Source organism: Hyalangium sp. (assembly GCF_035629615.1).
Taxonomy (GTDB): Bacteria; Myxococcota; Myxococcia; order Myxococcales; family Myxococcaceae; genus Hyalangium.
The window spans coordinates 1-26,076 of the sequence record NZ_DASPHO010000746.1 but is presented as its reverse complement, the minus strand read 5'-3'; the positions used below and the strand labels follow the sequence as shown (position 1 = coordinate 26,076).

The window sequence follows — 26,076 nt, the reverse complement described above, 5'->3', positions numbered from 1 at the left end:
CGCGAAGACGCTCGGGCTGTCGAAGTGCGGGTAGCACAGCCAGTCGATCGTGACGTCCGTCCCCACCAGCGCCACCGTGCGCAGGTCCCCGATGACGCCGTGCTCCTCGATGGGCACCGCGCCTCCAGAGGCCCGCCCTGGCCCCTGGCCCGGTCTGGGTGGCGGCCTCCCGCCGAAGCTGTCTCCGGATTCGTTGTTCGCTCCTCCCATGGTGCGAGCTCCCTTACCCGAAGGTGATGACGTGCTTGATGCCACCCAGCTTGCCGGAGACGACCTTCTGGAAGTCCTCGGGTGGGTGGCGCGCAGTGACGAGCCGCTCCACCCTGCCCGGCCAGCGCGCCTGGAAGAGCGCCAGATCCTCCAACGCCGCGTCGAAGTCCATGTCCGCCGCGTTCACCGTGCCCAGCACCAGCTGGTTCTTCAGTACGAGCTGCTTGAGCAGCGCCGCCCCCTCCAGTTCCAGCGGCTGCTTGCGCCCCGGCACCCCGGTGAAGATGAACACCCCGTTGGGCCCCAGCACCCGCAGCAGCTCGAACGCGGCCTTGGAGGCTCCCGCCGCCTCGTAGACCAGGTCCACCGGGCCCACGCGCCGGGCCAGCTCCTCCACCGGCACCTGCTGCGAGGAGAGGTACGGTGCCCCCAGCAGCTCGGCCGCCTCGGCCTTCTCGTTGGGCTTGGGCGTGCGCGAGTACACCGTGGTGCTGTACCCCGCGCGCAGCAGCGCCATGGCGCCCAGCAGCCCCACGGGGCCTGCGCCCAGCACGACCGCGCGCCCCGGCTTCAAGTCCCACGGCAGCCGCTCCTGCAGGTGCTCCACCTCGCGCAGCGCCTTCTCCGCGATGGTGAGCGGCTCGGTGAGCACCGCCACCTGACGCAGCGTGGCCGGCACCCGGTGCAGGTACGCCATGTCCTCCACGAAATACTCCGAGCAGAAGCCGTGCCGCTTCTGGATGCCGCGCTCCGTGTAGTCCCCCGTGACGCAGAAGTCCGGGTAGCCGTGCCGGCACGCGGGGCACCGCTCATGCGGGCAGGGCCGCCTCACCCGCGGCACCACGAGGTCTCCCGGCTTCAGTCCCTGCACATGCTCACCCACCTCCACCACCTCGCCCAGCGCCTCGTGGCCGACGATGAGGAAGTCCTCACCCTCGGGGGGCGTCCCATAGCGGAAGTCAGCGATCTCCTTGTCCGTGCCGCACACGCCTACCTCCAGCGTGCGGACCCGCACCTCCGTGGCCGAGCGCAGCCGCGGCTCGGGCGCATCCTCGAGGACGCGCACCTCGCGAGACTTCGGGAACACGGCCACGGCCTTCATGAGGTACCTCCTGAGCGGCACTCCCGCGCGAGCGTCTACATGGGGCATGGGCCCGTGGCTTTCATCCACTCATGGGGGCAAGGGCCCTTGGGTGAACAGTCGAGCGGGGACTGGAGAGCCCCAGTGCTCTGCGGTGCGCACTTGCGGATTCCTGGTGCCGCCGTGAGCCCGCGGGTCTATGACGGGCCCGTGACTGCGCCCGTGACCCAGGAACCGACCCAGGTGCCCTCTTCGGGCGATAGCGCTGCTGCTCCTCGTGGACGGTCCACGGCCATTGGCGCCGGGGCCTTCCTGCTGCTGGCCGCGCCGTTCGTCGTCTTCAGCCTGATGATGCTCAACCTGAAGGCGCGCACGGAGCTGCGGTGTGACCCTGGAGGCCCTTGCACCCTCCTGCAGTTCAGCTGGCTCGGACGCGAGCTGGTGGGGAACTTCAAGCTCGAGGAGCTCCAGGGCGCGGCGATCGAGCGCAACCGCAGCAGCAAGAAGGACGCGGCGCCCCTCTACAAGCCCGTGCTGGAGACGACGCGCGGCAGCTTCCCGCTCAGCTCCCGGTGGCTGGAGGACGAGGCCCAGGCGCGCAACACGGTGAAGGTGGTGAACTTCTTCCGGGCCAACCCCCTCGCGAGCAGAAAGGGCTTCATCCTCTTCCACGACCACCGGCGAGGGCCGCTCATCGTGGGCAGCTCCTTCGGAGCGGTGGGGGGAGTGCTGCTCGGGTTGAGCCTCTGGCTCGCCTTCAAGGCCCGGCGCCACCTCCGCGCCGAGCAGGCCGCCCGAGCCTCCTCTGCTCCCACCCCCTGAGCCTCCAGGGAAGGCTCTCGGGTGGGGTATCCTCCCCTCTGCCCTCCCGCACCATGAACAAGCTCCTCAATGCCCTGCCGCTGCTCGCCACCCTTGCCTTCTTCGCCTTGATCTTCCTGGTCGCGCGCGGGGTAGATCGTAGAGCGCAGGCCTCTCCGAGGCGCGAGCACCCGCCTCGCCGTCCCCAGCTCAACGCCTCCGAGGCTTCCCTCGAGGGCTTCCGCCGGAGCTTCGCCAGGCGCCGGTGACGCCACAGGCTCATCTCCTACCCAGCCATCATCACCGGCATGCTCGTGCTGCTCCTGGGCATGGACGCCCAGAGCGACAAGGCTCGTTCGACCTGCTCGGGCCCTGCTGGCAGAAGATCTCAAGGGTTGCTGGGCTTCTTCGGTTCCGTGAGCTTCATGTAACCTCAGCCTTCATCGTTGCCACAGGTGGGTGGCGGACGCGGCCTTGCAGGTCGCTGCTCCGGACATGGAGCTGGCCATCCTCCGCATCAGCGGACCACGGCTCCAGGCAGCTAGCAGCGCGCCGCAGGGTTCCAGGGGGCCTTCACCGCGAGTCCTCTTTGGTTGAGACTAGGCACACAGTCTGAATTCCCGCAGTTGCTTGAACGGACGTGGCCATGCCTCACCGAACTTGCATCGCACTCCTGCTCCTACTCTCGGCCTGCGCCACGATGGATCCGAGCCCGGGCGAGGTGGAGGATCCGAGTCCGAGGTACGCCAACCTGCTGCGGGCAGCGGAGTACCCCTGGACGGACGACGGGCTTTGCGTGGTGAGCGAAGCGTCCAACGAATGGCCGATCCTGGCGGAGAGATGCTTTCACACGCTCGATCGCGACAGGGTCAGGCTTCGTGATGTCACAGGAAAATGCGCTGTCGCTTCTGCGCCCGCGGCTGCGGCTGCCGTGCCTATGGGCGTAGCGCTCTGCGTCTTTGCGTCGCCGGTAGTCGTAACTGGAGCAGTGATTGTTATTGGAACCGTGGTGGTGGCGGTTCTCATCAAAGAGGGGATTGATGCTTATGAGCGCAACGCATCCCGCGAGCGCGCGAAGCCCAAGGCTCAGACACGGCCATCCAGTGAGCAGGACCCCGTAGCGAACAGAGAGCCCACGCCCACGGGCTTGGGTCGGGATTGGCTCCCTCCCGCATCAGCCGATCCGACGGAGCGCCCGGAGTGCAAGCCACTCCCGGTGCGGCACGCGGGCGAAGATATCCCGCATAACGAGTGTGCTGATAAGTTTCCGCCCAACCGTTATCCCGGCATGGACGTATTCGTGGGCGGTGAGCGCTTCGATGCGCTGCAAGTCGGCGTGCGCGTGCTGTGGGAGATCAAGACCCACCGATTTGACACGTATCCTGACTTTATCCGGGATCGGGAGATTGAAAAGGAGTTGGAGCAAATGGAAAAGGAGCGAAAAGCTGCGGCGGTGTGTGGATATGACTTCATCATTGGGGTGAGCACCCAAGCGCACAAAGATGCGCTGCTCGCTGTTGCGCCCTCCCTCAAGATCGTCGTCACGGGATGCAAACGATGACCGCCCAAAATCGCCTCCTTCTGACCGTCTACGCGCCTGCGCTCGTGGGTGACGACAAACGCACACTCGCTGCCGTTCATGGCTTGGAACGGGCATTGCCCGGCTTGCGTCTAGAGTGGAGAGTTACCGAGGGGCGACGGCTTGCTGCGTTGCCACAGCGCGACGCGTGGCTCGTAGAAAAGATTAAGGACGGGGGCTTCCCTCTTGTGTGCAACGGGGACGAGAATTACCCCGTGACGGTTATGGGCAGGGGAAGCTCGGGGCTCTTCAGCCCAGGCGGTCAGGCCCTGTTTGAAGTCCATGCGAAGTTGCCGCTAGATGCGGCGGTTGTCGCGGCAGCGACGGGAATGCTGGAGCGCGTAGCGGAGGGCACACGCGCGTTCTGGGGGCGTGCGACACCGGATGGCGCTGCGGTGGACATCGCGTATCAGACAGCCCCCACGCTTGAAGGGCCGCCTTCCCCACGCCGAGGGCTGCCCGCCCTGAAGCTCTTCGAGCACATCCGCTCGCCTGAGATTCCCTATTACCTTGGGTGGCTGAACTACTGGTCTGCCGCAGCCGCGAAGGCTATCGGATTCCCGGATCCTGCTCGCGATGCCGAGTTGCTCACGCGGGCGCGGAGCACGGCAACGGGTGGGTGGGTCGTGCAGCTCACGGATACGCCGCTGGACCTCGACAACCCCGCCCACCTGAGCGCGCTCCTGCGAGCCTACGAGCGCTTCCCGGCGATCGGCGGGCGGGCGGCACCGTGACCCCTCAGCTCAGGGCGCACGGCGCGGGCACAGGTAGGGTGCGAATCCAGGAGCTCACCCACCGTTGATCGTACCCGTTAGATTGGCCGTTGCGCTCGCGCTCTTACTGGGAGCTGCCGCGCGAGCCGAAGCCGCGCCGAGCCGCACGAAGCGAGAACGCCCCGTCACCGTCACCGGAAACCCCGCCGCCCCCCTGCCCGAAGTTCACGTCGCGGCGGACACGCTGACGGTCCTGCTCTTTCCCGCCGACATCCAGAAGAACACGCTGACGGTCGACGAATCGCGGATCCGGGTGGTGGCTATAGACGTGCGCGCGATCATCGTCCGAGTTGCGGAAGACTACCGGTTCGGCGAGCGTCAGGAACTTGAGGTTTTCTTTGCGGATGGGAAGGCACCCGCTCGGGCCCGACGAGGAAGTCTGACCGGCACGGATAGCAGATCGGCGTCGACAACGGAGCTCCCTCCAAGGTGCTCTATGAGTGCATGTGCGTCGGCCTCGGGCCCTGGGCCGGCGAGGCCATCTCCGCGAACGCGCTCCGTGCGCAGCTCCCCTTCGCCCTGCGCACGCAGTACGCGTGAGTCAAGGGGAACTCCTTGAGCCACCGGCGCTGGCTTCCTGGTGACAGGCCGGGCTTAGAGCGGCTGTGCCGCGGAGTCGCGGACGGGCTGGTTGATGCGGGGGGAGTACTGCTCGGGCTGAGCCTCTGGCTCGCCTTCAGGCCCGGCGCCACCTCCGCGCCGAGCAGGCCGCCCGAGCCTCCTCTGCTCCCACCCCCTGAGTCCCTCCACCGGTCCGGGCCCGCCTGGCGCCCGAACCGATGCTCTACCGGTAGAAGTGGGCTGCGAGCAGGTGCGCGTTGAAGAGCATGGCGTCGTAGCTCGTGTAGACGCCGTGCCCGAAGCACGTCCCCAGGCAGTTCGGCATTCCGCCCACGCCGCGGTCGCCGTAGTCGACCAGGTAGCTGAAGCCGTGCTGCGACACTCGAGCGCGGTGGCGCACGTGCTGAAGCCACGCCTTCACATCCCACCCTGCGCCGAGGAGGGCGTCGAGGCGCGCGGCGAGCTCCCGCTCCTTCGCGGTGGTTGGTGGCAGATCGGAGCCCGCGATTCCCCACTGCTGCACGTAGTCGCCGCCCTCCGTGTAGAGCACGCCCCCCAGGGAGCCCGCGAGCGGCTCGTCGCCCCGGTGGTTGACCACGTGCACGGCCCGGCAGCGCGGGCCCGTCGCGAAGCCGTAGCGGGGCGGCATGCCGAAGGTGGCGATGTCGAGCCGGGCACAGGCGACCATGCGCGCCAGCTCCTTCAGCTCCTCCTGGGGCTCGCCGATCTCGCTCAGGGCCGCCCACAGCGCTGGCGCCGTCTTCGCTGGATAGACGAGCTGCGTGAGCAGGGCGAGCACCTGGCCGCCGTGGCTGTGCCCGAGGAGCAGCGCTCGCTCACCACGCCCGGGCCTCGCGGCGGCCAGGAGCCGCAGCAGGTCTGCTGCCGCGCGCAGACGGGCGATGTGGTGGTTCGCCGAGGACCAGAGAAAGCGCGTCGCCTGGATGCCGCCGCCCAGAGCCCCCCCGAAGAGCGCGACGTACTCGGCGGTGTAGTTGCCGAGATCGCCGAAGACCCGATCGCTCGAGCTCTTGGCGAGGCGCCGCAGGGTGGGCAAGAGCCCCAGGCCCAGCGCGGAGAGCGGCCCCTCCAGGGCGGAGAACATCAGGGTGGGGTCGTGGCCGACGAAGGTGCCATGCACGAACACCACCTGGCGCACCCCGGCGCGGCGCAGCCGATGCCCGACCTTCTCCATCGCCGCGCGCCAGGCCGGCGACTGGGCTTCGAGCACGGGGGGAGCGCGCACGACCGGCGGCACCGGCTCGAGAGCCCGCAGTGCGAAGGTCCCCGCCTGCGGCGCGAGCTGGTACTGGTGCGGCAGGCAAGGGGCCGGTCTCTGTCGCTGCCGGAGCCACCACGCCAGGAGGAGCGCAGTGATTGCCGCGGCGGAGAGGAAGCCAGCGAGCACGAACTCCACGTCAGGGCACCTCCGTAGCGCAGGTGATCAAGGTCTCGTCAGGGCCCTAGTTTCTCACAGTCGCGCACGATTCAGGGCCAGCGTCGGACAGCCAGGACGGTCACCTCGCGCGGCAACCGGGCTGCGCCGGGCTCGGAGCCTTCATTCTTGATCATGAGCCCGGTCTGATCCCACAGAATGAAGCAGACGGGAACGCGGCGGCCATCCGGCAGGAGGGCCTCGGTGTAGCGGCCCAGGACTGCTTCCTTCCCATACTTCGTGAGGCCCTCCGTCCAGAGCTGCCCGTACAGGAGGGTGCCCTCAGGCAGGGGGCCCGTCCACGAGTACTTCACCACCTTGCTGACGATCTTTCCCTCGCGGTAGATGCCCTCCTGCTCGTCCGTACCGGGCTGGTTGATGTCGATGACGACGCGATAGCCCCCCGGCAACCCTTCTTCGCCGAGCAGGTTCATCTTCTCCATGCCCTGAATGGCCTCCTGAGAGCAATCCTCCGGCAAGGGCCGCACTTGGGCTGCGGGGCAGCCGACGCTGAAGGTGACGCACAGCCAGGCGGCGACGGCCCTGACAGGCTGGGAGTTGCTGAGGGTGGACACGAGCGAACTTCCTTTCTCGGATGCAGCGTGGGGAGTCATGGAGGGAGTGAGCCACACCCGCCATGCGGCCAAGAGCGCAAGTCCCAGGAGGAGTACGCCCACCCCGGCAGCCACCTTCCAGCGCCGTTGGGTGCGGCGGGCCTGCTCTTGCTCCAGGGTCAGGAGCTCCGCTTCGAACTCCTTGGCGGCTGTCCGGATCTTCTCCAGGGCCTGCTTATCGGAGAGTACTTCCGCCTCCTGCTTTCGAGCCTCCTGAGATCTGCGCTCGGACTGTTGCTGCCGGGCTTTGCGCTCCTCCACTTCCTCCTGGGTGACCGGAGGCGGCCCGCTCTCCGGGAGCACCAGTGGCACCTTCCAGGCCCGGTTCTTTCGCTCCTTGGCGGCCTCCCACAGCGCCTTGTGAAGGGCTGCGGCACTCTCGTGCCGATCCTCCGGCCGCTTCTCCAGCAACTGCATGACGACGCGACCTAGCGACTCGGGGACATCCGGGTTGAGGAAGTGCGGAGGGCGTGGGACGAGCGTCTCGATGGCAGCGAACAGCTCCGCCGCCGGGAGCTTCTTGGGGTCGAAGGGGTGGTGCTCGGTGAGCGCCTCGAACATGAACACCCCGAGCTGGTACAGGTCGCCCGCCACTCCCGCGTCGAAGTGCTCGCCCTGCTCGTTGGTGCTGCGCCGCAGGAAGGAGACGCACTCGGGAGGCAGGGTGTGGACCATGCTGGGCGGCAGCTTCTCCGTGAGGGTGGAGGAGCCCGGCAACCAGACGCTGCCCATGTCGATGAAGAAGGGTTTGTTGTCCCCCTTGCGGATGACAATGTTGGAGCCCGTCAAGTCTCGGTGCAGGAGCTTGCGCCGGTGCAGCTCCATCACCGCGAGCACCACCGCCAGGAAGATGTCCACGAGCTGCGCTGCGGTGGGACGGGCCCGAGCGCGCCAGTCGTTGAAGGTCTCCCCCTCCACGTACTCGGTGACGAAGTAGAAGTACCCGGTGCTTGGGTGGGGCCAGCGGCCCACCGCGTACAGGCGCAGCAGGTTGGGGTGGCTGGTGTTCGCCAGGAGGGCGGCACCTTCGTGGGTCGCCCGCCCTTCCACCTCCTTGTCTTCCGAGGCGGGGCGCAGCGCCATCTTCAGCGAGAACAGCGCCCCCTCGCACTCGACCTTGAAGGTGCGGCCGAAGCCACCGCTCCCCAGCGACTCCAGAATGCGCCAGGGGCCCACCATGTGCCCTGGCTGGAGGTGATCCGGATGAAGGACGTCGGTCGTCATGGGCGGGGGCGTCCTACTTTGTCATCAGGTTGAAGAAAAGGCGCCGCTGGCCGCGGGCATCCACCAGCTCCACGCTGAAATCCTTGCCGGCCGTCCACGGTGGCGTCTTTGTCTCCACCACCACCAGCCCCGCCTCGCCTGGAGCCAGTTGCTCCTGCTTCATCTGCACCGAGAGCACTGCCACTGGAGCGCCTGCCGGGCCGGTCAGCCGTACCTGCCCCAGTGCCCAGGGCTTCTGCCCCGGGAGGTTGCGCACGCGGATGGTCACCAGCGCCGAGAATGTCCCCTCATAGCCAATGCTCTCGCGCACCACCAACCCACTGGAGTCTCCTGGAGCCACCGCCTTGGTGAACTCGATGGGCCGCAGCCACTTGTGGAGCCACTCAGAGAGGGCGAGGCTCGGAGGTCCACTGCCTGCGTACCGGTTCTTGAGCTCCTCCAGCTCCGCTTCCTTCTGGGTGAGGGCCGCGAGCAGGGCCTCGGGGGTGTTCGCCCGCCGGTCCACCTCCACCTTCCCGTCCATCACGTCCGGCTTGGAGAGGACGGCGATGACGGCCTTCGCGGGCAGGGCGCGGTCCTTGAAGCCGACCTGCATGATGAGCCTCTCGCCTGGGCCCAGGTCCGTGAAGGGCTCCAGGGCGAGCAGGCGGTCACCGACGTCCACCCACTTGAAGCGGGTTCGGTCCACCACGAGGCTGTCCCGGTCCAGGGGGCCGTTGAAGGCCACCGTGGTGAGGTTGCCCGCGGCCACGTACACCTCGGTGATGGGCTCGGCGGAAGTGGTGGGGAGCGCAGCGCGCCGATCTTGCCGCTGGCGAGTGGGGAGCTGAGGCTGGGCAGCGGCGGTGCTCGCCACCAGCAGAGGGGCGAGGAGCCACCACGTCATGGGTTGGGCCAAGGAAGCAGAACCTCCAAGGTCACCACCCTAGTGCTGATGGCAGCACCTCCGCTACCTGCTTCCGTGAGAGCGCTACCCGCTCCGGGGTGTTATTGGAGAGACTGGGGAGCAGCCATGCCTCCGGTCTGGGAAGCGGACATCTCGTTGACGCAAGAGGGCGCCGCCCGCCTGGTCGAGCGGCAGTTCCCTGAGCTTGCCCCTGCGAGACTGGAGCCGCTGGGAGTGGGCTGGGACAACACGGCGTACGTCGTGAATGGACGCTGGGTGTTCCGCTTCCCCCGCCGCAAGCTTGCCGCGGGGCTCCTGGAGAACGAGGCCCGCATCCTCCCCCGGCTGGCGCCCCACCTGCCGCTGCTCATCCCCGAGCCGGTATGGCACGGCCGCCCCGAGGAGGACTTCCCGTATCCGTTTGCCGGGTATGCGCTGCTGCCCGGAGTCACCGCGTGCGCCGTGGAGTGGACGCCCGAGGAGCGCCAGCAGAATGCCGCGCCGCTGGGGAGATTCCTCGCGGCGCTGCACGCCATCCCCGTGGACGACGAGATGCTGGCTCGGGGCCCGGGAGATGAGCTCGCCCGGGCCGACCTGCGCAAGCGCGCGCGCCGATGATCCTGGAGCGACTCACACAGGTGGAGGCGGAGGACCCGGAAGTGGACGCAGCGGCGGTACGAGCCCAGGTGTCACGGCTCATCGACACGCCGCCGTGGACACGACGCCCCTGCTGGGTTCATGGGGATCTGTACGCCAGGCACCTGCTCGTCGATGGGCACCACGCCGTGACAGGGGTGCTCGACTGGGGAGACGTGCACCTTGGGGATCCTGCGATCGATCTGACGATCGCTTTCACCTTCCTGCCTCCGGAGGCGCGCGGGGCCTTTCGCGCGGCCTACGGCAGAATCGACGACGCCACGTGGGACCGCGCACGCTTCCGGGCGTTCCACTATGGGGTGGTGCTGCTGCTGTATGGGCGGAGCGAAGGAGACCCGGCCCTCGTGCGAACCGGCCGGGACGCGCTCCGCTACGGCGCCACCGGATAGCCCCCTTCACTCTCCCCTCCTCGCCGCAGCGGAGGGCGGCCTGGCCAGGTGCCGAGTCCTGAGCCGAGCGCGGCCCCTATATCGGTGAGCGCCGGACCGACGGATGGGATTTTCTGCATCATTCTCCCGCTCACCGGCTCTCCCCTGTGGGGCACCTGTTTGGCCCACGGCTGTGATTTTCATCAGGGGGAGCTTCATGACGTGCTCGAGGCAGAGAATCGTTTCAGCGCTGGTCGTGCTGGGATGGGTGGTCGCGTGTGGTGGTGGCGGCAACGATGATGGGGGCGGGCTGTCGACCCCGCCCTCCGAGGTTCCTTCCACACCACCGCCTCCCCACCCAGAGGTGGACTTCGTACCGAGCAGTCTGTCGGAGACCTACGCCGCTGGCGCTTCGGTGGAGCTGGGCGTCAAGGCGACGCTGAGCGCCCCTTTCTCCGGCGAGGTCCATGTCACCGTCGTCGATGCCGCCGGGGTGCTCATGCCGGAGGTCACCATCAAGCCCGACCCACAGTGGGTGGGCTCCTACTTCGCCACGTTTTCCACGAAGCCCACGCTCCTGGTGGGGCGCCATCAAGGGAAGCTCGAGGTGCGGCTGTGCCGCGACACGGGCTGCGGCTCACAGCATCCGGGCTCTCCCTGGTTCCTGCCGTATGACTTCCGGATCGTTCCGGACACGGACCTGAGGCCGCTCACCCGTTGGGCCCACGTCAATGACTGGGAGACGTTCCAGGGCAACGCCGCGCACACGGGCTATGTCCCCGTCACCCTGGACGCAAGCCAGTTCTCGCCTCGGTGGCGCTGGATGGCCCCAGAGAATACAGACGGGCTGAGCCCGCTGGTCGTCGCCCAGGGGCTGATCTACCTGTCAAGCCCCGAGAGGGAGTCCACTGTCTCGCGGCCCAAGCTGTTCGCGCTGAGAGAGAGTGACAAGGAGCAGCAGTGGCAGATCAACTTCAGCGCATATGAGATCAATCCGCCGGCGGTCTCGGGCGGGAAGGTCTTTGCCGCCACCAGCGGCCACGACACCACGTTCATGTGGTCCTTCGATGCAGCCACCGGGGCGCAGCTCTCGAAGGCGCCTTTCTTCTCACAGTGGAATCGTTACTACGCCCCCACGGTCGAGGGCGGTGTCGTCTATACCAATGGCGGGTCCCACGGCGGGATGTACGCGTTCAACTTCGTCGATGGGGCCCAGCGCTGGTTCGGGAGGCTGCTGCAGTACGATCAGTGGACGCCCGCAGTGGACGCGCAGTACGCCTATGCCTACACCGGCGGCGTATTCAGCGCGCTGGACAAGTCGACCGGGGCCGTCTCTTTCACCATCGACGACACCCTCTCGTTCGAGTGGAGCGGCTGGAGCACGTATGGCGCGCCCGTCATCGGCTCGAATGGCTCGGTGGTCGTCGTGAACGGCGGCAACGTCTTCCATGACAACTTCCTGGTGAGCTTCAACCCCGCGTCCCGCGACAAGAACTGGTCCATCAAAGGTCGCTACGGCGGCAACCCGGCGATCGCCAACGGGGTGATCTACGTCGCCAACACCTCGCCCTATCGCCTGGAGGCGCGAAGCGAAGCGACCGGCGCGCTGCTCTGGAGCTGGGCACCGAGCTACGCCGGTGAGAGGGCCCGGCACGACGAGCGGGGCCACTTCAGCGATGTGCTCGTCACCGACAACCTGGTCTTCGTCAGCACCAGCAAGCGTGTGCACGCCATCGATCTCGCCACGCATCTGCCGGTGTGGTCCTACTGGGAGCCCGGCAGCCTGGCGCTCTCGGCCAACGGCGTGCTGTACGTGCAAGGCAGGAACAGCCTGGGCGCCGTCAACCTGAAGTAGGCCCGCAGATTCGTTGCATCATTCATCACGTCACCGGCTCTCCCTCTCGTGAGCCCCTTCTCGGGGCCCACGCAGAGACGTTCAACAGGGGGAGAGCGATGACTTGGATGAAGAGAGTCCTTCTTGCGCTGGTGCTGTCGGGGTGGGTGACCGCTTGTGGCAGTGGATCCTCACCCACGGACACCGGGGGCGGCGGTGACACCCCCGCTGGCGTGAAGGGCTCCGTGACGATCCACACGCGCTTCTGGGAGTCCAAGGTGAGCGAGAAGGCAACGAGCGCTCACGTCCTGCTCGGGGATGGAAGCCGGTTCCTCCAGCAGATTGGCCCCTCGAGTGACGTGACCTTCGAGGATCCCTCACTCGAGGGACCGCAGGACATCACCCTGGTGCTGCACCATCCGGTGGGTGAGGATGATTACACGCAAGCGTACACCTACCTCGCGGTCAACACGTCGGAGGTCTGGCTGCAGTTCACCCCGAAGGATCCGCCCGCGACGACCCCGCAGAGCGCGTTCATCACTGGGAAGGTGTCCGGGCTCGCGGATCCACGCAACACGTTCGTCAGGGTCGTCGGGGCGGGAGTCTCGGGCGAGGCCCCAGTGACTCTGGACGGGAGCTACCGCATCCTGGCCACGGGCACCCTGCCAGCGGTGGTCAACCTGTTCGTGCTCGAACGCCACTCCGATGTGTCGGGCCTCAAGGCGGTCGGCCTGAGGAAGGGCGTCACCGTGCTCGAAGGGCAGCAGACCGCCGGGCAGGATCTCTCGCTCGACCACCTGGTGGACCAGGAGCTGAAGCTGACGATCGACGGCGCGTCCGCCTACCAGCAGCGCTTCAGCAGCGCCACGCTCTCCTTCTACCAGGACAACAGGTACCTCTTCGCGCTCTCGGAGGACACCTTTGGCTCAGACCCGTCGCGGCTTCCGTCCTCCGTGCCGGCGATTGCGCTGACAGCTCCCTTCGAGACGACGCTCGCGAGGCTCGGCATCTCTGTAGGCTTCTCCTCCGATCTCCCTGCGGGGGCGGCATACACAGGGGTCCCCGTGGAGAACCTCTCCTCGGGGACACTCTCTCTCCCGAAGCCGATGACCCTCACGTCGCCCACCCTGGGCACGTGGCACGAGCCCGGCTCGGTCTCGTCCAAGGATCTCTCTTTCCAATGGAGAGCCGATGCCGAGGCGCAGAGGGTCGAGCTGACCCTCTCCCCGGACCTGTCCTCTCCGAATGAGTACCTCCCCTGGAAGTTCTCCTGGCGCGTCACGGCGCCAGGCTCGGTAACTTCCTTCACGCCCTTCCGTCTACCGGGCGAGGTGTGGCCCTACTCGTCCCCGTTCACCTATGGCCAGTACAGGGTCACGCTCAGCTCTCGCTTCCAGGGTGGAACCCTTCGCTACGAGGACTTCTTCGCGCAGAACCCTACCCAGGGTCCGTTCGCCAGGACGTGGTCGACCCAGCTGGACGGCACCCTGGAGTTCAAGTAGCCCGGTGCGCCGGCCTCGATCGGTCCAATCCGCAACCGGGTTCCGGAGATCTCGCGCACGATCGCGCGGGTGCACCTCGAGCACCCCGCGATCCGCACGATGAAGCCAGGTGATGACAATGACCTCGTCACCCGATCAGCCACTTCTCGAGCAGCGGGCCTTGAGTGAGGGCGCGCCAGATCTTCTCTGGCGGATGCGGCATCACCCGTTCAACGACGAGGGAACGCGTGGCAGCGGCGAATTGGGTCATGGGTCCATCCCAACCCGGAGCGAAGATGCCGTGAAACCTCGTGAGCACAGCTGAGGCACCCATCGTTGGACATGGACATGGACATGCGACGAGTGCTCGGGTGGACAGCGGTGGTGGTCCTTTGCTGTGCCTCGGAAGCAATGGCCCAGAATGCTGAGATGGCTCCGCAGCTGGTGGAGGCACAGGCGGCTTTTGACGAGGCGACGAAGCTCTGGGACGTAGGCAAGTACGCTGACGCTATCCCCTATGGTGAGCGTGCGCTCGCGCTACGGGAGGCCGTGCTCGGGGGCACGGATCCAGAGGTCGCCCACTGCCTGAACCTGGTGGGTGACCTCTACCGGTTGCGAGGGAACTTTGCCCGTGCTGAGCCGCTCCTCCAGCGCGGGCTCTCCATTCGAGAAGTGGCTTTTGGCAAGAACCATCCCGAGATTGCCTCTTCGCTCCATGGTCTCGCCCTCCTCTATATGGAGCAAGGATTGTACGGACGGGCCGAGCCGCTCTTTCAGCGTGCGCTCACGATTCGGGAAGCGGCTCTAGGAGAGCGCCATCCCGACGTGGCCCAATCTCTCAACTACCTCGCCGTCCTCTACAAGTCCCAGGGGTTGTACGGTCGGGCCGAGCCGCTCTTCCAACGCGCGCTCGCCATTGATGAAGCGCCTCTCAGCAAGAACTACCCTGGTGTCTCCGACCCACTCAGCCTCCTGGCCAGCCTCTACTCGAACCAGGGGATGCATGGACGGGCCGAGCCGCTCCATCAGCGCGCGCTCGCCATTCGGGAAGCGGCGCTTGGCAAACACCATCCCGAGCTCGCCGAAGCGCTCAACGACCTCGCCCTCCTCTACGCGGACCAGGGGCTGTACGGACGGGCCGAGCCGCTTCATCTGCGCGCGCTCGCCATTCTGGAAGCGGCCCACGGCAAGAACCCTTCCGAAGTCGCCTATCCGCTCCACGGCAAGAACCATTCCGAAGTCGCCTACACGCTCCACTCCCTCGCGGACATATACATGATGCAGGGAAGGTACGGTCAGGCCGAGTCGCGCCATCAGCGCGCGCTCGCCATTCGGGAAGCGGCCCTCGGCAAGGCTCATTCGCACGTCGCCAGCTCGCTCCGCCGCCTCGGCGGACTCTATGCGGCGCAAGGATTCTACCGTCGAGCCGAGCCGCTCCATCAGCGCGCACTCGCCATCTGGGAAGCGGCCTTCGGCGAGAACCATCCTCTCGTCGCCAGCTCGCTCAGCCACCTCGCTGGACTCTATATGGCCCAGGGATTCTACCGTCGAGCCGAGCCGCTCCATCAGCGCGCGCTCGCCATTCGGGAAGCGGTCTATGACAAGAGCCATCCCCTCGTTGCTCTGTCACTCCGCAATCTTGCTCACCTTCACCTGGTCCAGCATCGCCCCGCCGACGCCCTGCCCATGCTCGGGCGCGCCTTTACCCTCTCCGAGGAGCGCTTGCGCCGGGAGGCACTCGATTTCTCCGGAGCACGCTTGGAGAACTCTCTCCGGATGTTTCGCTCCTCTGAGGAGTACCTCTACGCCCTTGTCCGCGCGCACCCAGACGACGCCAGCGTGCGACACCTGGCTCTCACCGCCGCACTGCTCCTCAAGGGCCGCTCCGCCGAGGAGACCGCCAACACCTCCCGCATCATCTATCGCAGCCTGGGTGCCCAAGACCGCCATACCTTCGATCGGTTACGCGGCCTGCGTACCCAGCTTGCCAAGCTGTCGCTCGACGGCCCCGGTTCGCTCACTCATGCCGACTACCAACAGCGCCTAAAGGAGCTTGCCGACCAGGGCGACTCCCTCGAAGCTGACCTGGCCAGGCGTTCGGCAGTCTTGCGCGCGTTGACTGCACTGCCTCCTCCCGCCGACGTCGTCGACCGCGTCGCTGCCGCCCTCCCTCAGGATGGCGCGCTCGTCGAGCTCATCGCCTATCAAGACCGCCCGATCGTGCTTCGACCTCGCCGGCCGGGATCGAAGATTCCCAGTCAGCTCCGATACCTCGCGCTGGTGCTCCGCCCAGGCGCACGCATCCGCGCTCTGGATCTCGGCCCCGCCGCGCCCATTGACCGCGCCGCCTCGCGCCTGCGCGATGCCCTCGCCCGTCATGACGCCCATTATCAAGGTGTTGCCCAAGCGCTCTATCGCCTTGCGTTCGAGCCTCTCCTCCCACTGCTCGGCGACACCCGCCGGATCTTCCTGGCGCCCGACGGTCAGCTCAGCCTCGTTCCGTTTGCCGCCCTCCACGACGGCCAACGCTTCCTCGTCGATACGCTCGATTTCACCTATCTCACCTCCGGTAAGGATCTCCTGCCTCGCCCGGACGAAACTTCACCGGCGCGCTCATTGGTCGTCCTCGCCGATCCGGACTTTGGCACTCCACCCGCTGCTGAAACCGCCTCACCGATGGGCGCGCCGCAGTTGGCCGAGCGTTTCTATCCCGTCGAGCGTTTCTTCTCGACACTGCGCGCCGATCTCGCCGGCCAGCCCTGGGCATCGCTACCCGGCACACGTCAGGAGGCCGAAGCCCTCCAGCGCCTCATCCCCGAGGCGCAGGTCTTCCTTGGCCCCGAGGCTACCAAGGAGCGGCTCCTCCATCTCGCGAAGCCGGGCATCCTCCACATCGCCACTCATGGCTTCTTCCTCGGAAACCCCGCCGCGCCAGCGGGGGCGCGCGCGGTCGGCTCCTTCGGCGCGCTCGGCGATACGAGGCTCGCCCAGCGTGCGCCTGACCCCATGCTTCGCTCCGGCCTCGTCCTCGCTGGCGCTCGGACCTCGGCGACGAAGGACGATGAGACCGCCAGGCGCCGCCTGGACGACGCGCTGGTCACAGCGCTCGAGCTCGCAGGGCTCGACTTGTGGGGCACCCAGCTGGTCGTTTTGTCCGCTTGTGACACCGGCCGCGGCGATGTGAAGCTCGGCCAAGGCGTTTACGGCCTGCGCCGCGCCCTTGTCGTCGCCGGAGCTGAGACGCTCGTCATGAGCCTGTGGAGAGTCAATGACGCGACGACTGCCGAGCTCATGGAGGATTACTACCGCCACTTGCTCGCCGGCAAGGGACGCGCTGTAGCGCTACGGGAGTCCATGCTCGCCTTGCGCGAGAAGCAGCCCCATCCCCACTTCTGGGCGCCCTTTATTGTCATCGGCAAGGACGCGCCTTTGCGAGGGCTTGCACCTACCCCCCAACACCCGTAGAGCGCTGAGCGGCCTGTTCTCCGGGCGGCGTTCGTGAAGGGGCCAGGCTCTTTCTCGTCCAGAAGCAAGGAGGCGGGCTGGCCCTCCTCCTCCATGCCTCCTGGCAGCCTTGGCGCGGGATCACTCCCACCCCTTGCTGGGTGGCCATATTGCCTCCGAGGAGGCTGCACCATGGCCAATGCATCGACGTTTCGTACCCCCGGTGTCCGCAACAAGACGACGTGGGCCTTCATCATCGGTTTCGCCATCGCCGCTGTGGCGCTCATCATCGGGGCGGCGATGCCGTCCGTGCCTTGGCTCGTGCTCGGAGGGTGGATCGCCGCCAGCCTCGCCGTGCTGCTCATCGACAGGGCGGTGGGAGAGAAGACCCCCAGGCCAGGTCGTGAGGGCGAGGAGAACTTCGGGGCCATCTTCCAGGCCAGCCCTCCCGCGCTCATTGTCATCGCCGTGCTAGCCGTAGGCGCCTTCCTGATCGCCATGTTCGTCCGCTGAGCCCCTCCTTACCGGGCCTCCACCCTCCCGTCGGGCCGGAGGAAGCGCTCCACCTGATCCCGCCCCGCCCCGTCGCGCCGCACTCCCTCGTGGACGGGGTTGTCCTGGGACGGCAGGTCCGCCACGGTGCCCGGCAAGGGCTCCGGCAGCTGGAAGTCGAACTGCACCAGCGCCGAGCCCTCCAGCGCCCCCCGCTCATGCGGGAGCGCTGGCACCTCGCGCGTGGCGGGGAGCTGCTGAACCAGGCCCAGGGCGCGGGCATGCAGCTCGGTGGCCACGTTGGGGACCTGGGCATCCCCCAGGCCGTACTGCACGAGCAGCCTGCGCGACGCGGGAGCGCCTGGGTAGGGCGAGGCGAGAACGTGGGGCGCGTAGGTGAGGGGATCGATGCGATCGAAGCCCGTCTGCAGCAGCGCGGCGAACTTCTGCTGGTCGAGCGCATCCGGCACGCTCTGGGCGATGGCGCCCAGGAACAACCCGAAGGGCCTGGCCCGGAACATCATCAGCGAGAAGTCGGCTCCCCCCACGCTCAGCACGCCGCGCGTGACGTGCGGGCTGAGTGCCAGGTAGGTGCCCCCGAGGATGTGTCCTTGGCTGATCCCGTAGAAGTACGTCTGCTCCGGGTCGTACACGAGCACCCCATTGTCTTGCAGGGCCGCGATGTCCTTGAGCGTGGTGCGAGCCGCCTGGGTGACGGCGATCTGGTTGACCATTGCCTGGTGCACGCGGTCGGTGAAGCGCAGCGTCTGCCCCGGAGCTCCGCCCATGGCGGCCAGCACTCCCGGAGCGTCCGCGGAGGACATCCCCCACCAGTCCACCGTCACCACCACCATCTTCGTGGCTTGGATGAAGGGCCGCACGAAGCTGCCGTCCGCCTCGCCCCGGCCTCCGAAGAAGCCATGGCCGAACTGGAGCAGGCGCACCGGGGCGACCGACTGCCCCCAGACGCTTCGAGGAATCTGCAGCGTGAAGGGCACCTCCACCTCCCCGTTTCGCTTCACGAGGCCCTGGGCGTCCCGGGCGAGCAGCGCGCCCGGCTGAGCGCTCTCCAGGAAGAGCGGCACGCGCAGGGTGCCGGTGATGCGCCGGGCGATGTTCGCGTCCACGTCATCCTTCACCTCGCTCACCGAGACGGCGGGCGGGGTGGCCTCCAGTGCCTCCAGGGCGAGGCGCCGCACGTCGAGCATGTCCCGGGTCACGTTCTCCTGCGACTGGGTGGTGAAGTCCCACGCGAGCTGCAGCTCGGCGCGAGGGATGCCCTCGGCCTCCAGCGCTGGGAAGATCTCCTGCTCGTACCGCTGGGCGAGCGGCGCCAGGAGCGGATCCCCCTTCGTCAAGCCCTCCCGGATGCGGCGGAAGCCCTCGGGCGTGGGGACCGGGCTTCCATCCTTCGCCTTCAGCCCGCGCAACGCGACGATGTAGCGAGCCTGGTTGCGCAGCCGGACGAGGGGCCGCAGGAGCAGCGCGCGTCGGTCGTCGCCAGGAGCCCGTGGGTCCAGCTCGGCAAAGTGGAGCAGGCCCTCACCGCGCTCGGCGTCGAGCAGCACCGTCGGGCCGTCCTTCGCAGAGGTGGGGCTGCCAACGGAAGGGAGCTGGGTGGCGTCCACGCCCCCCGGGAAGAGGGCGAGGATCTGGGTGCCGTGAGACCAGCCGTCCGCCGGGTGCAGCTCCGTGAAGTCGAAGTGCGAGCCGCTCTGCGCCTTCAGCTTCACGGCCTCGGTGAACTTCACGCGGCGCCCCGAGGGCAGGGCAGAGTCTTCCGCAAGGAAGGCGTCCGAGGGGAAGGGCAGGAGGCAGTCACTCTCCGCGGCGATGGGGTTGCATCCCTCTGGCACCTCGAGGGGTGGCAGGCTCGGCGCTGTCTCCTCATTCGAGCAGGCTGTCCCCGCCAGCAGCAGCGACGTCAGCAACCCGGTGAAGCCTCCTCGCATCCATTTCCTCATACGTTCATGACTCCTTCGTGCCCGAGCTCGCGCCCAGGAGACGCAAGGACGGAACACTCTCATGAGAAGAAGGGGAGCGGCGACTCCCTGGCCGGACGGAGACGCGGGAATCTCCTGGCCCCTTGGCTCGAGAGGTAGGTCTGCAAGTGAATGCTGGACAAGTCGGGGCGCTTCTCGCTGGGACGCTCAGCTGGGGTCAATGATACGCATGCTGAACGTGGCGCAGACCAGCAAGTGGCTAGCATGGCTGATCTTAATCTTGACCGGATAGTGTCCTCCCGGGAGGGTGACGTCGGTGGTCAAGTCGAAGCTGCCAGTGACCTTCTCGCCGGCCACTACCGGCCCGAAGTTCGGCTTTACCCCGCGAAATACCATGTCGACCTTCGACATCCAATAGACTCCGATCCTCGAGCTCGGGGCGGCCTTGGTATTGGCCCCGGTAAGAGTGAAAGTGAGCTTGCTTCCCTTTGTGACGACGACAACGCCGCCTTGGTCTTCGTCGATAAATTGGGCTCCATTTACTCTGATGCCACTGAGGGTCCAGGTGTCATGGCCTCGCCCATCCGGGCCTTTACTGCAAGGCTTGAACGACACCGCTAGAGCGGCCCCGGCCGACTTGTCAGCGCCCATCGCCGGCTGAAGTGATATTGCCGCCCCAGCCAGACCCATCGCCGCTATGACGTGCTTGACTACCATGGCAATCTCCTTGCTAACCGAAACACACGCCCCGAGGCCACGTCATATCAATAGATGTGTAAACGATTCCAGGCGGCGTCCCTGGCTGCGGTCTTTCTGACGGGGTGGATGTTCACGCGGCCCGAGGGCATGGACGCCTTCGTGAACCTCCGGCCGAGCATGCTCGACGACCGGAGCTGGTTCGTGCCGTACATCGAGACCTACACGGTGGAGAAGCTGCCCTGGGCTACGCCCGCCCCTGCTCTGCGCTTTGCGCATGCTGCAGAGATAGATCGCGAGCTCAAGGCTCAGGAGATTCCGAGCGCCGCGGTGGCCCTCTTCCAAGCTGGCGAGGGAGTGCTCACCCTGGGGTATGGCCAGCGAACACCCGAGGGAGGAGCGGTGACGCCGCAGACGGTCTTCCGCCTCGGCTCGGTCACCCAGGTGCTCACGGGCATGGCGTTGCTGCAGCTGCGGGATGCGGGGCGGCTCACCTTGGATGATCCCGTGGCCCTCTACATCCCGGAGCTGGCCGCAGTGCTCTCCCCCAGACCCGTCACCGGTGACGGTGCGCTACCTGGTGACCCATCCCTCGGGCATTCCGAGCGTGGACCTGCAACACGCCGACTACACTCGCAGCGACCGAGGACCCACCGAGGCGGAGCTGTTGGAGGCGGTGGTACAGGGTGGCCTCGAGGGGTTGAAGGTGACGCTTGAGCCCTGAGGCGCCACCTGGCGATCTCAGCGGCTATGCGCTGTCGCGGGGCCGGCCTGCTCTACCGAGCCGCCTCATCGTCATCCCGCATCCCGGCACCCATCCCCATTGCCGCGCCCATGCCCGTGCCACCGCCGGCGGCCATGCCGGCACCGCCTCCGCTCCCTCCTTTTCCGCTACCGGCCCTGTCGCCGTCCTTGCCACCGGTGCCGCCCTTGCCAGCGGTGGCCGGGCGCGTGGGGCCCTGCGCGGGGATCGGCAGATCGGCGGGGATGGCATCCAGGTCCAGCACTTCACGGATGAAATTGCGCAGCGACACCACCAGCTCGGCCGTCTGGATGGGGCGCCCCTCCACCATGTCGTTGGCGGCCCGGGCGGCCAGGCGCACCTGTTCGTCGGTGCCCAGCAAGATCACGTCCGACAGCGCTGCTTCCACCGCGTCGCGGATGCGGCGGGCGCGCTCACCGGCGGTGCCGTCCACCGCCTGCGACAGCACCAGCGCGCCATCGGCATTGGTGACCGCCTCGCCTTCGGCCAGCTGCACGGCGCGGCGGCGCAGGTCGCGCAGGTGGGTGGGATCCACGCTCAGGTCGCCGGTGAAGGATCCACCCAGCGTCTTGTAGGCGGCGATCAGGGTCCGCAGGCGTTCGTTGATCTGGCGGTTGTCTCGCTCGCGCCTCTGCTGCACGGTCTGCATCACCAGCAGGCGGATGCCCACGCCGATCAGGGAAATGACCGCCAGCCCGATCAGGGTCGCGAGCAGGGTTTGCCAGGAACTGAAATCCAGACCGCGCATGGCGCCTCCAGCCACAGCGTCTGTCTTCAGACGCGCTCGCCGCCATTGTAGCAGGGGCCCTGGCGAGAGCGATCCCACTCGGGCGAGCGCGGCTTCTGGGACGCGCGTATCGAGGCCTCCTCTCAGCTCTCTCTTCAGGGGAGCGGAAGCTCCAGCGTGGCCACGGCGCCCTTGCCGATCCCTCGCTCTCCAACATGAGGCGCCCCCCAAGCAGCTGCGCCGCCAGCGCGCTCGTGTGCAGGCCGAAGCCGTGGCCGTCCTTGCGCGTGGTGAAGCCGTGTGTGAAGAGCCGCGGCCGCACCTCGGGCCCGAATCCCATCCCATCGTCCACCACCTGGATGCGCGCCAGCCTCCCCTCCGCGTTGAGCCGCACGCGCAGGTTGCGGCTCCCCTCGGGGACTGCGTCCAGTGCGTCCTTCGCGTTGGTGATGAGGTTGACGAGGATCTGCAGCACCTTGTGCTTGTCCACCTTCAGCCTGGGTACCGCCGAGGCGAGGGTGAGCACACCGATTCTTCACTGCCTCCAGCGCCTCATTCACATCGTCTCCACCGGCGAGCACGAGCGCCGCGTCCAGCCCCTTGGGCGCGAACTCGCGCGCGGCCTTCGCCGCGTCCTCGCTCCGCCCATCGATTGCGACGTCCGCGCCAAGTCTCTGGACCAGCTTCACGCCGTCCGACTGCGACGCCACCGCGAGCACCCGGGCCCCCATTCGCTTGGCCAGTTGCACGGCCATGTGTCCGATGCCGCCGCTCGCGCCGATGATCATGAGTGACTGTCCGCTGCGCAGCCGCAGCTGATCTTCCAGCCCCCGCAACGCCGTGATGCCGTCTGCTCCGAGCGCCCCCGCCTCCTTGAGACGTCCAGGCCCTTCGGGATCAGTGCCGCGCTGTCCTCCTTGAGCTTGGCGTACTCGGCGTAGAAGCCTCCCTCCATCTGGTAGCCGTAGGCGCGATCTCCCACGTGCAGGCGGCGAACCTTGGGGCCGACGGCGACCACCACGCCCGCTCCGTCGTTGCCCATGACGTAGGGAAAACGCGTCGAGCCGTCGTCGAACCCGCCTTCCCGTACCCACGGATCCCAGACGCCAATCCCGGCCGTGTCCATCCGAAGGAGGAGCTCGTGCTCACCCGGCTTGGGGACGGGCAGCATCTCAGTGTGCGCAGCCTCGAGTTCAACGACGAGCTCAACCTCGTGGTGATGGACGAGGTCCTCGCGAAGGACATCAGGACCCGGATGTTCGACGTCGACATCGCCAAGAGCCGGCGAATCGAGTCGGCCGAGCCGTCGCTGTGTGCGATGATCGATCGACTTCTCTCTCCGTGGATCTGATGGAGCGGGAACCGATTCGCCCACCCGAGGTCTTGATGCCCATGAGAATCGCCCTCGTGGCCACGGCGCTGCTCGCCGCCGGCTGCCACCTCTTCTCCGGAGATCCCCCGCCCGCCAACGCGCCCGGCGCTCCCGTCTCGAAGGAGCTGCCGCCCGAGCTCGCCGCCGCGCTGCCCAAGACCACCGCCGGGCTCCCGAAGCTCCACGAGGCCAGAGCCGAGGGGTTCACGCTCCAGCTCGGCTACGACGCCAACCTCGACGATCCGATCACCCGCTGGGCGGGCTGCATGGGCCGGGTCGTCGACTGCGTGCGCGCCAATCCCAACGGCCCGTTCGGCGGCTGCGTCCCGCAGATCTCCGTCTGCCCGAGTGACGAGGGCGGCGACGACTGCTGCCCCAAGGCGTGCCTCGACGAATTCAAGGAGGCCTACCGGCGCACCCAGAACGACCGCCGCGCGGTCGAGGAGAGCATCCTTACCGGGCGCTGCATCCCCGGGTTCGCCGAGCAGGTGCAGCCATGAGAGCGCTCGTCATCGGAGCGCTCCTCGCAGCGGCCCCAGCCTGGGCCTGGCAGGGCATGTGCCGTTCGTCGTTCCCCGGCGGGTCGATCGGCGGAGACCTCGCCACCAGCCAGATCCTCGCCGAGAGCGTCTGCGCGATGGACCAGCGCGAAGGCGTGTACACGAGCTGCTTCGCCGGCCGGGTCGCCGCGCGCGGCAAGCAGCTCGGCGAGCACGCACAGATTGCCGCCGAGGCGATGGCGATCGCCGGGCTGCCGCCGACCTTGACCGGACCCGTCGAGGTCAACGTCTACACCGACGGAACGCTGCTGCCCGATCTGCAGAACTTTCCGTCGCTCGCTCCAGCCGCGCCCGGCTCGATGAAGAAGCTCGAGCTGCGCGAGAAGCACCTCGCCGAGTTCGCCGAGCTGCCTGACGTCAGCCACAGCCTGGCCGACTTCATGCTCGCCAACGAGCACTGCGCCGTCCCGAACATCCAGGCCGACACGCTCAAGCGGATCGACTCGTGTCACGAGTTCGCTGGCCACATGGGCGCGCTCAACGCCAGCCACTGGCCGCCGCTCGCGCGCGCCTACTACGACCACTACCACCAGCTGGCGATGACCACCGCACAGGACTGCGCGCGACACGACGCCAAGCTGCTCGAGGACCCGTTCCACTCGAGGTCGCTGCTCGGCAACGCCTTCCTCGAGGAGTGCGAGCGCGAGGCGCTGGCGCTCGAGGCCTTCGCGTCGCACTTCCTGCAGGACGCGTGGTCCTCGGGGCACATGTGGCACCGGTGGGGGTACCTCGTGCCGCCCTCGCGCGATTACGACTACCTCGCCGGCTTCCACGCCACGCTGATGACCGGCGTCATCCACGGCACCCGGGCGATCACCGGCACCCACGACCGCGCGTGCATGCCGGGCCCGTTTCAGCCGCTCAGCTTCGAGCCGATCATCAAGTACCGCCACGGCGTCTCCGCCCAGGAGCTCGCCGGCGGCGGCGACCTCTACCTCGAGCAGTGCACCTCGCGCGTCCCGGGCTGGTCGGTGCGCACGATGCACGGCGCACAGAACGAGCCGCAGATCGCCGGCATGCTCCACTGCGCCGCGCTCGGGTTCCGCGAGGTGTACCTGGCGGGCCCGAACACGGCCGGGCGCAACCTGCCCGAGATCGACACCGACTACCCGTTCCCGATGCGCAAGCCCACGTCGTCGTCGGACGAGCCCTGCTGGGACATGCGTCTGACCAACTCCTCGATGTACCTGTCGCTCGGCATCCACCACGACCTCGCCGAGCTCACCCCCGAGCGGATGCTGCACCCCGTCAACTTCAGCCGCTTCGTCACCGACCTGCTCGCCGGGGCGATCGAGAACAAGGCGCGCGCGTCGCTGGAGACGAACGTCACGCCGCTGGAGAAGCAGATCCTCGCCGCCCAGTTCCGCACCGAGGCGGTGCGCCTGGCCTGGCTGTTCATCATGGAGGCGCGCGACAACCCGACCAGCACGTCGCTCGCGACCGATCACCCCGACATGGCCTCGTACATGGACGTGCCGCGCTCGGCGCACTGGGAGGCGGACGTGCGCGCCGGCCTCATTCCCTTCCTCGAGCCGAAGAACCACCGCGACTGGAACGCCGAGCCGGGCGCGGTCTGCCAGAACGACATGGACTGCTCGAACGGAGCGTTCTGCGACAAGACGGTGGTCATCGCCCTCGACGGAGGGCTCCGGTCGCAGCCGTCCTGCGTCCCCGCGGCCGCCGCCATCCAGCGCGCGTTCCGGTTCGGCGAGCTGCCCCACTGGTGCAAGGAGGACGACGCCAAGAACCTCGAGCTGGCCCGCGCCGCGTGCATGGCCTCGCCGACCTCGGGAGATGCATGCAGCGCGTGCGCGGACATGCTCGAGCCGCACCTGCGCGACGCCTGCGGTCCGGAGGAGGTGAGCGCGACGCAGCCGCTCTCCTCCGAGCACAGCCTCTGCGACTGGCTGGGCGTGACCAACACGCCGGTCTACGCCCCGTTCGCCGACGGCGACGGGACGGCCCGCTCGGGCACCGCGCTCGACATGTGCATGGGCAAGTACGGCCCGACGCCGATCACTCTCGGCCTCCGCCAGCCGAACTCGACGCTGCTGCCGCCGATCAGCGCGGAGGATCCGGACAGCCACTTCGCCACCACGACCACGGTGTGCGGCCGCCCGCAGGCGCTCTGGAAGCGCTTCCGCCACCAGCCGTCACCCAGCGGCCACACGCACATGTACGCGGTGCGCGTCTACGGGGCCGACCGGAACAGGAACCCGACCGCCGACGACATCACGCTCGAGATGTTCCGCGGCCCCGGCTGCACCGAGCAGGACCGGGTGCCGGTCGTCCCGCAGCGCCTCTCCTCCGACGGCGGAGCGGCCGACACCCTCTACATCTTCGAGAACGTGCCCGCGAACTCGAGCCCGGAGGTCTGCATCAAGGTCAATGGCGCGCCGAACCGGTACTGGACCGAGGTGAAGCTCGCCCACCAGTTCTCGAACCTCTGACGTCAGAGCGCGCGCAGGTACTCGATCAGGTCGGCCTTCTGCTGCTGGTTCAGCTTCGACTGCAGCACGATGTTGAAGAACTCGACCGAGTCCTCGAGCGTCAGCAGCCGCCCGTCGTGCAGGTA

Annotated in this window: 24 protein-coding genes and 3 pseudogenes; 15 read left to right on the top strand and 12 right to left on the bottom strand. The window is 67.6% G+C overall.

What is annotated here, in order from left to right; genetic code table 11:
• Nucleotides 1-117, bottom strand: a 117-nt coding sequence (locus tag VD972_RS37435; protein WP_324993616.1) for a trehalase-like domain-containing protein, incomplete at its 3' end; no start/stop codon positions are given.
• Nucleotides 118-223: 106 nt separating this feature from the next.
• Entirely contained in the window at nt 224-1,312 is a 1,089-nt protein-coding gene (locus tag VD972_RS37430) for a glucose 1-dehydrogenase (RefSeq protein WP_324993613.1), read from the bottom strand.
• A gap of 162 nt (nt 1,313-1,474) precedes the next feature.
• On the opposite strand from VD972_RS37430, the gene VD972_RS37425 reads away from it, so the two are divergent.
• The 5 genes and pseudogenes from VD972_RS37425 to VD972_RS37405 form a co-directional block, all read left to right on the top strand.
• Nucleotides 1,475-2,113, top strand: a complete 639-nt coding sequence (locus tag VD972_RS37425; RefSeq protein ID WP_324993612.1) for a hypothetical protein — start codon at nt 1,475-1,477, stop codon at nt 2,111-2,113.
• 53 nt (nt 2,114-2,166) lie between these two features.
• The gene (locus VD972_RS37420) at nt 2,167-2,361 is read left to right on the top strand and encodes a hypothetical protein (protein WP_324993611.1); all 195 of its coding nucleotides are present in this window, start codon (nt 2,167-2,169) and stop codon (nt 2,359-2,361) included.
• 377 nt (nt 2,362-2,738) lie between these two features.
• A complete protein-coding gene (locus VD972_RS37415) occupies nt 2,739-3,653 on the top strand; it encodes a DUF6310 domain-containing protein (RefSeq protein ID WP_324993615.1) in 915 nt (304 codons plus the stop codon).
• Nucleotides 3,650-4,405, top strand: a complete 756-nt coding sequence (locus VD972_RS37410) for a DUF5953 family protein (RefSeq protein ID WP_324993610.1) — start codon at nt 3,650-3,652, stop codon at nt 4,403-4,405. Before VD972_RS37415 ends, VD972_RS37410 begins: the two co-directional genes overlap by 4 nt.
• Nucleotides 4,406-4,469: 64 nt before the next feature.
• A pseudogene (locus tag VD972_RS37405) lies at nt 4,470-4,799 on the top strand (DUF2381 family protein); the annotation flags it as partial.
• 429 nt (nt 4,800-5,228) lie between these two features.
• Here the strand turns inward: VD972_RS37405 and VD972_RS37400 are convergent.
• The 3 genes from VD972_RS37400 to VD972_RS37390 form a co-directional block, all read right to left on the bottom strand.
• Nucleotides 5,229-6,422, bottom strand: coding sequence for a hypothetical protein (locus tag VD972_RS37400; protein WP_324993609.1), 1,194 nt, complete (start codon nt 6,420-6,422; stop codon nt 5,229-5,231).
• Nucleotides 6,423-6,493: 71 nt separating this feature from the next.
• The gene (locus tag VD972_RS37395; protein WP_324993608.1) at nt 6,494-8,278 is read right to left on the bottom strand and encodes a serine/threonine protein kinase; all 1,785 of its coding nucleotides are present in this window, start codon (nt 8,276-8,278) and stop codon (nt 6,494-6,496) included.
• Nucleotides 8,279-8,291: 13 nt separating this feature from the next.
• Complete coding sequence (locus tag VD972_RS37390; protein WP_324993607.1) at nt 8,292-9,176, bottom strand: DUF2381 family protein; 885 nt, start codon at nt 9,174-9,176, stop codon at nt 8,292-8,294.
• A gap of 114 nt (nt 9,177-9,290) precedes the next feature.
• Between VD972_RS37390 and VD972_RS37385 the strand changes: the two genes are divergently transcribed.
• The 4 genes from VD972_RS37385 (at nt 9,291) to VD972_RS37370 (ending at nt 13,525) form a co-directional block, all read left to right on the top strand.
• Nucleotides 9,291-9,782, top strand: coding sequence for a phosphotransferase (locus VD972_RS37385; RefSeq protein WP_324993606.1), 492 nt, complete (start codon nt 9,291-9,293; stop codon nt 9,780-9,782).
• Complete coding sequence (locus VD972_RS37380; RefSeq protein WP_324993605.1) at nt 9,779-10,210, top strand: phosphotransferase; 432 nt, start codon at nt 9,779-9,781, stop codon at nt 10,208-10,210. The genes VD972_RS37385 and VD972_RS37380 overlap by 4 nt, the downstream gene beginning before the upstream one ends.
• 196 nt (nt 10,211-10,406) lie before the next feature.
• Nucleotides 10,407-12,044: a PQQ-binding-like beta-propeller repeat protein gene (locus VD972_RS37375; RefSeq protein WP_324993604.1), complete on the top strand. Its 1,638-nt coding sequence runs from the start codon at nt 10,407-10,409 to the stop codon at nt 12,042-12,044.
• A 107-nt stretch (nt 12,045-12,151) separates the two neighbouring features.
• On the top strand, nt 12,152-13,525 hold the full coding sequence (locus tag VD972_RS37370; RefSeq protein WP_324993603.1) for a hypothetical protein: 1,374 nt from the start codon (nt 12,152-12,154) through the stop codon (nt 13,523-13,525).
• Between the two features lie 127 nt (nt 13,526-13,652).
• Here the strand turns inward: VD972_RS37370 and VD972_RS37365 are convergent, their stop codons facing one another.
• Nucleotides 13,653-13,775: a hypothetical protein gene (locus VD972_RS37365; protein WP_324993602.1), complete on the bottom strand. Its 123-nt coding sequence runs from the start codon at nt 13,773-13,775 to the stop codon at nt 13,653-13,655.
• Nucleotides 13,776-13,858: 83 nt separating this feature from the next.
• Between VD972_RS37365 and VD972_RS37360 the strand changes: the two genes are divergently transcribed.
• On the top strand, nt 13,859-16,969 hold the full coding sequence (locus VD972_RS37360) for a CHAT domain-containing tetratricopeptide repeat protein (RefSeq protein WP_414654191.1): 3,111 nt from the start codon (nt 13,859-13,861) through the stop codon (nt 16,967-16,969).
• A 171-nt stretch (nt 16,970-17,140) separates the two neighbouring features.
• Complete coding sequence (locus VD972_RS37355; protein WP_324993600.1) at nt 17,141-17,461, top strand: hypothetical protein; 321 nt, start codon at nt 17,141-17,143, stop codon at nt 17,459-17,461.
• Between the two features lie 8 nt (nt 17,462-17,469).
• Here VD972_RS37355 and VD972_RS37350 read toward each other — a convergent pair whose 3' ends face one another.
• Both VD972_RS37350 and VD972_RS37345 read right to left on the bottom strand, forming a co-directional pair.
• A complete protein-coding gene (locus VD972_RS37350; RefSeq protein WP_324993599.1) occupies nt 17,470-19,404 on the bottom strand; it encodes a hypothetical protein in 1,935 nt (644 codons plus the stop codon).
• A gap of 186 nt (nt 19,405-19,590) precedes the next feature.
• Complete coding sequence (locus tag VD972_RS37345) at nt 19,591-20,100, bottom strand: hypothetical protein (protein ID WP_324993598.1); 510 nt, start codon at nt 20,098-20,100, stop codon at nt 19,591-19,593.
• Nucleotides 20,101-20,208: 108 nt separating this feature from the next.
• On the opposite strand from VD972_RS37345, the gene VD972_RS37340 reads away from it, so the two are divergent.
• A complete protein-coding gene (locus VD972_RS37340) occupies nt 20,209-20,796 on the top strand; it encodes a serine hydrolase domain-containing protein (RefSeq protein ID WP_324993597.1) in 588 nt (195 codons plus the stop codon).
• A 59-nt stretch (nt 20,797-20,855) separates the two neighbouring features.
• Here the strand turns inward: VD972_RS37340 and VD972_RS37335 are convergent, their stop codons facing one another.
• The 4 genes and pseudogenes from VD972_RS37335 to VD972_RS37320 form a co-directional block, all read right to left on the bottom strand.
• Entirely contained in the window at nt 20,856-21,590 is a 735-nt protein-coding gene (locus tag VD972_RS37335; RefSeq protein WP_324993614.1) for a hypothetical protein, read from the bottom strand.
• Between the two features lie 134 nt (nt 21,591-21,724).
• A pseudogene (locus tag VD972_RS37330) lies at nt 21,725-22,080 on the bottom strand (ATP-binding protein); the annotation flags it as partial.
• A gap of 76 nt (nt 22,081-22,156) precedes the next feature.
• Nucleotides 22,157-22,300: pseudogene (locus VD972_RS37325) on the bottom strand (NADP-dependent oxidoreductase); the annotation flags it as partial.
• A gap of 53 nt (nt 22,301-22,353) precedes the next feature.
• The gene (locus tag VD972_RS37320; protein ID WP_324993596.1) at nt 22,354-22,740 is read right to left on the bottom strand and encodes an alcohol dehydrogenase catalytic domain-containing protein; all 387 of its coding nucleotides are present in this window, start codon (nt 22,738-22,740) and stop codon (nt 22,354-22,356) included.
• A 6-nt stretch (nt 22,741-22,746) separates the two neighbouring features.
• Here VD972_RS37320 and VD972_RS37315 point away from each other — a divergent pair, with 6 nt between their 5' ends.
• From VD972_RS37315 to VD972_RS37305, 3 genes are read left to right on the top strand one after another with little or no spacing between them, the layout of a single operon-like run.
• Complete coding sequence (locus VD972_RS37315; RefSeq protein ID WP_324993595.1) at nt 22,747-22,920, top strand: hypothetical protein; 174 nt, start codon at nt 22,747-22,749, stop codon at nt 22,918-22,920.
• A 41-nt stretch (nt 22,921-22,961) separates the two neighbouring features.
• Nucleotides 22,962-23,441: a hypothetical protein gene (locus VD972_RS37310; protein ID WP_324993594.1), complete on the top strand. Its 480-nt coding sequence runs from the start codon at nt 22,962-22,964 to the stop codon at nt 23,439-23,441.
• Entirely contained in the window at nt 23,438-25,951 is a 2,514-nt protein-coding gene (locus tag VD972_RS37305) for a hypothetical protein (RefSeq protein ID WP_324993593.1), read from the top strand. The genes VD972_RS37310 and VD972_RS37305 overlap by 4 nt, the downstream gene beginning before the upstream one ends.
• Nucleotides 25,952-26,076 lie beyond the last annotated feature (125 nt).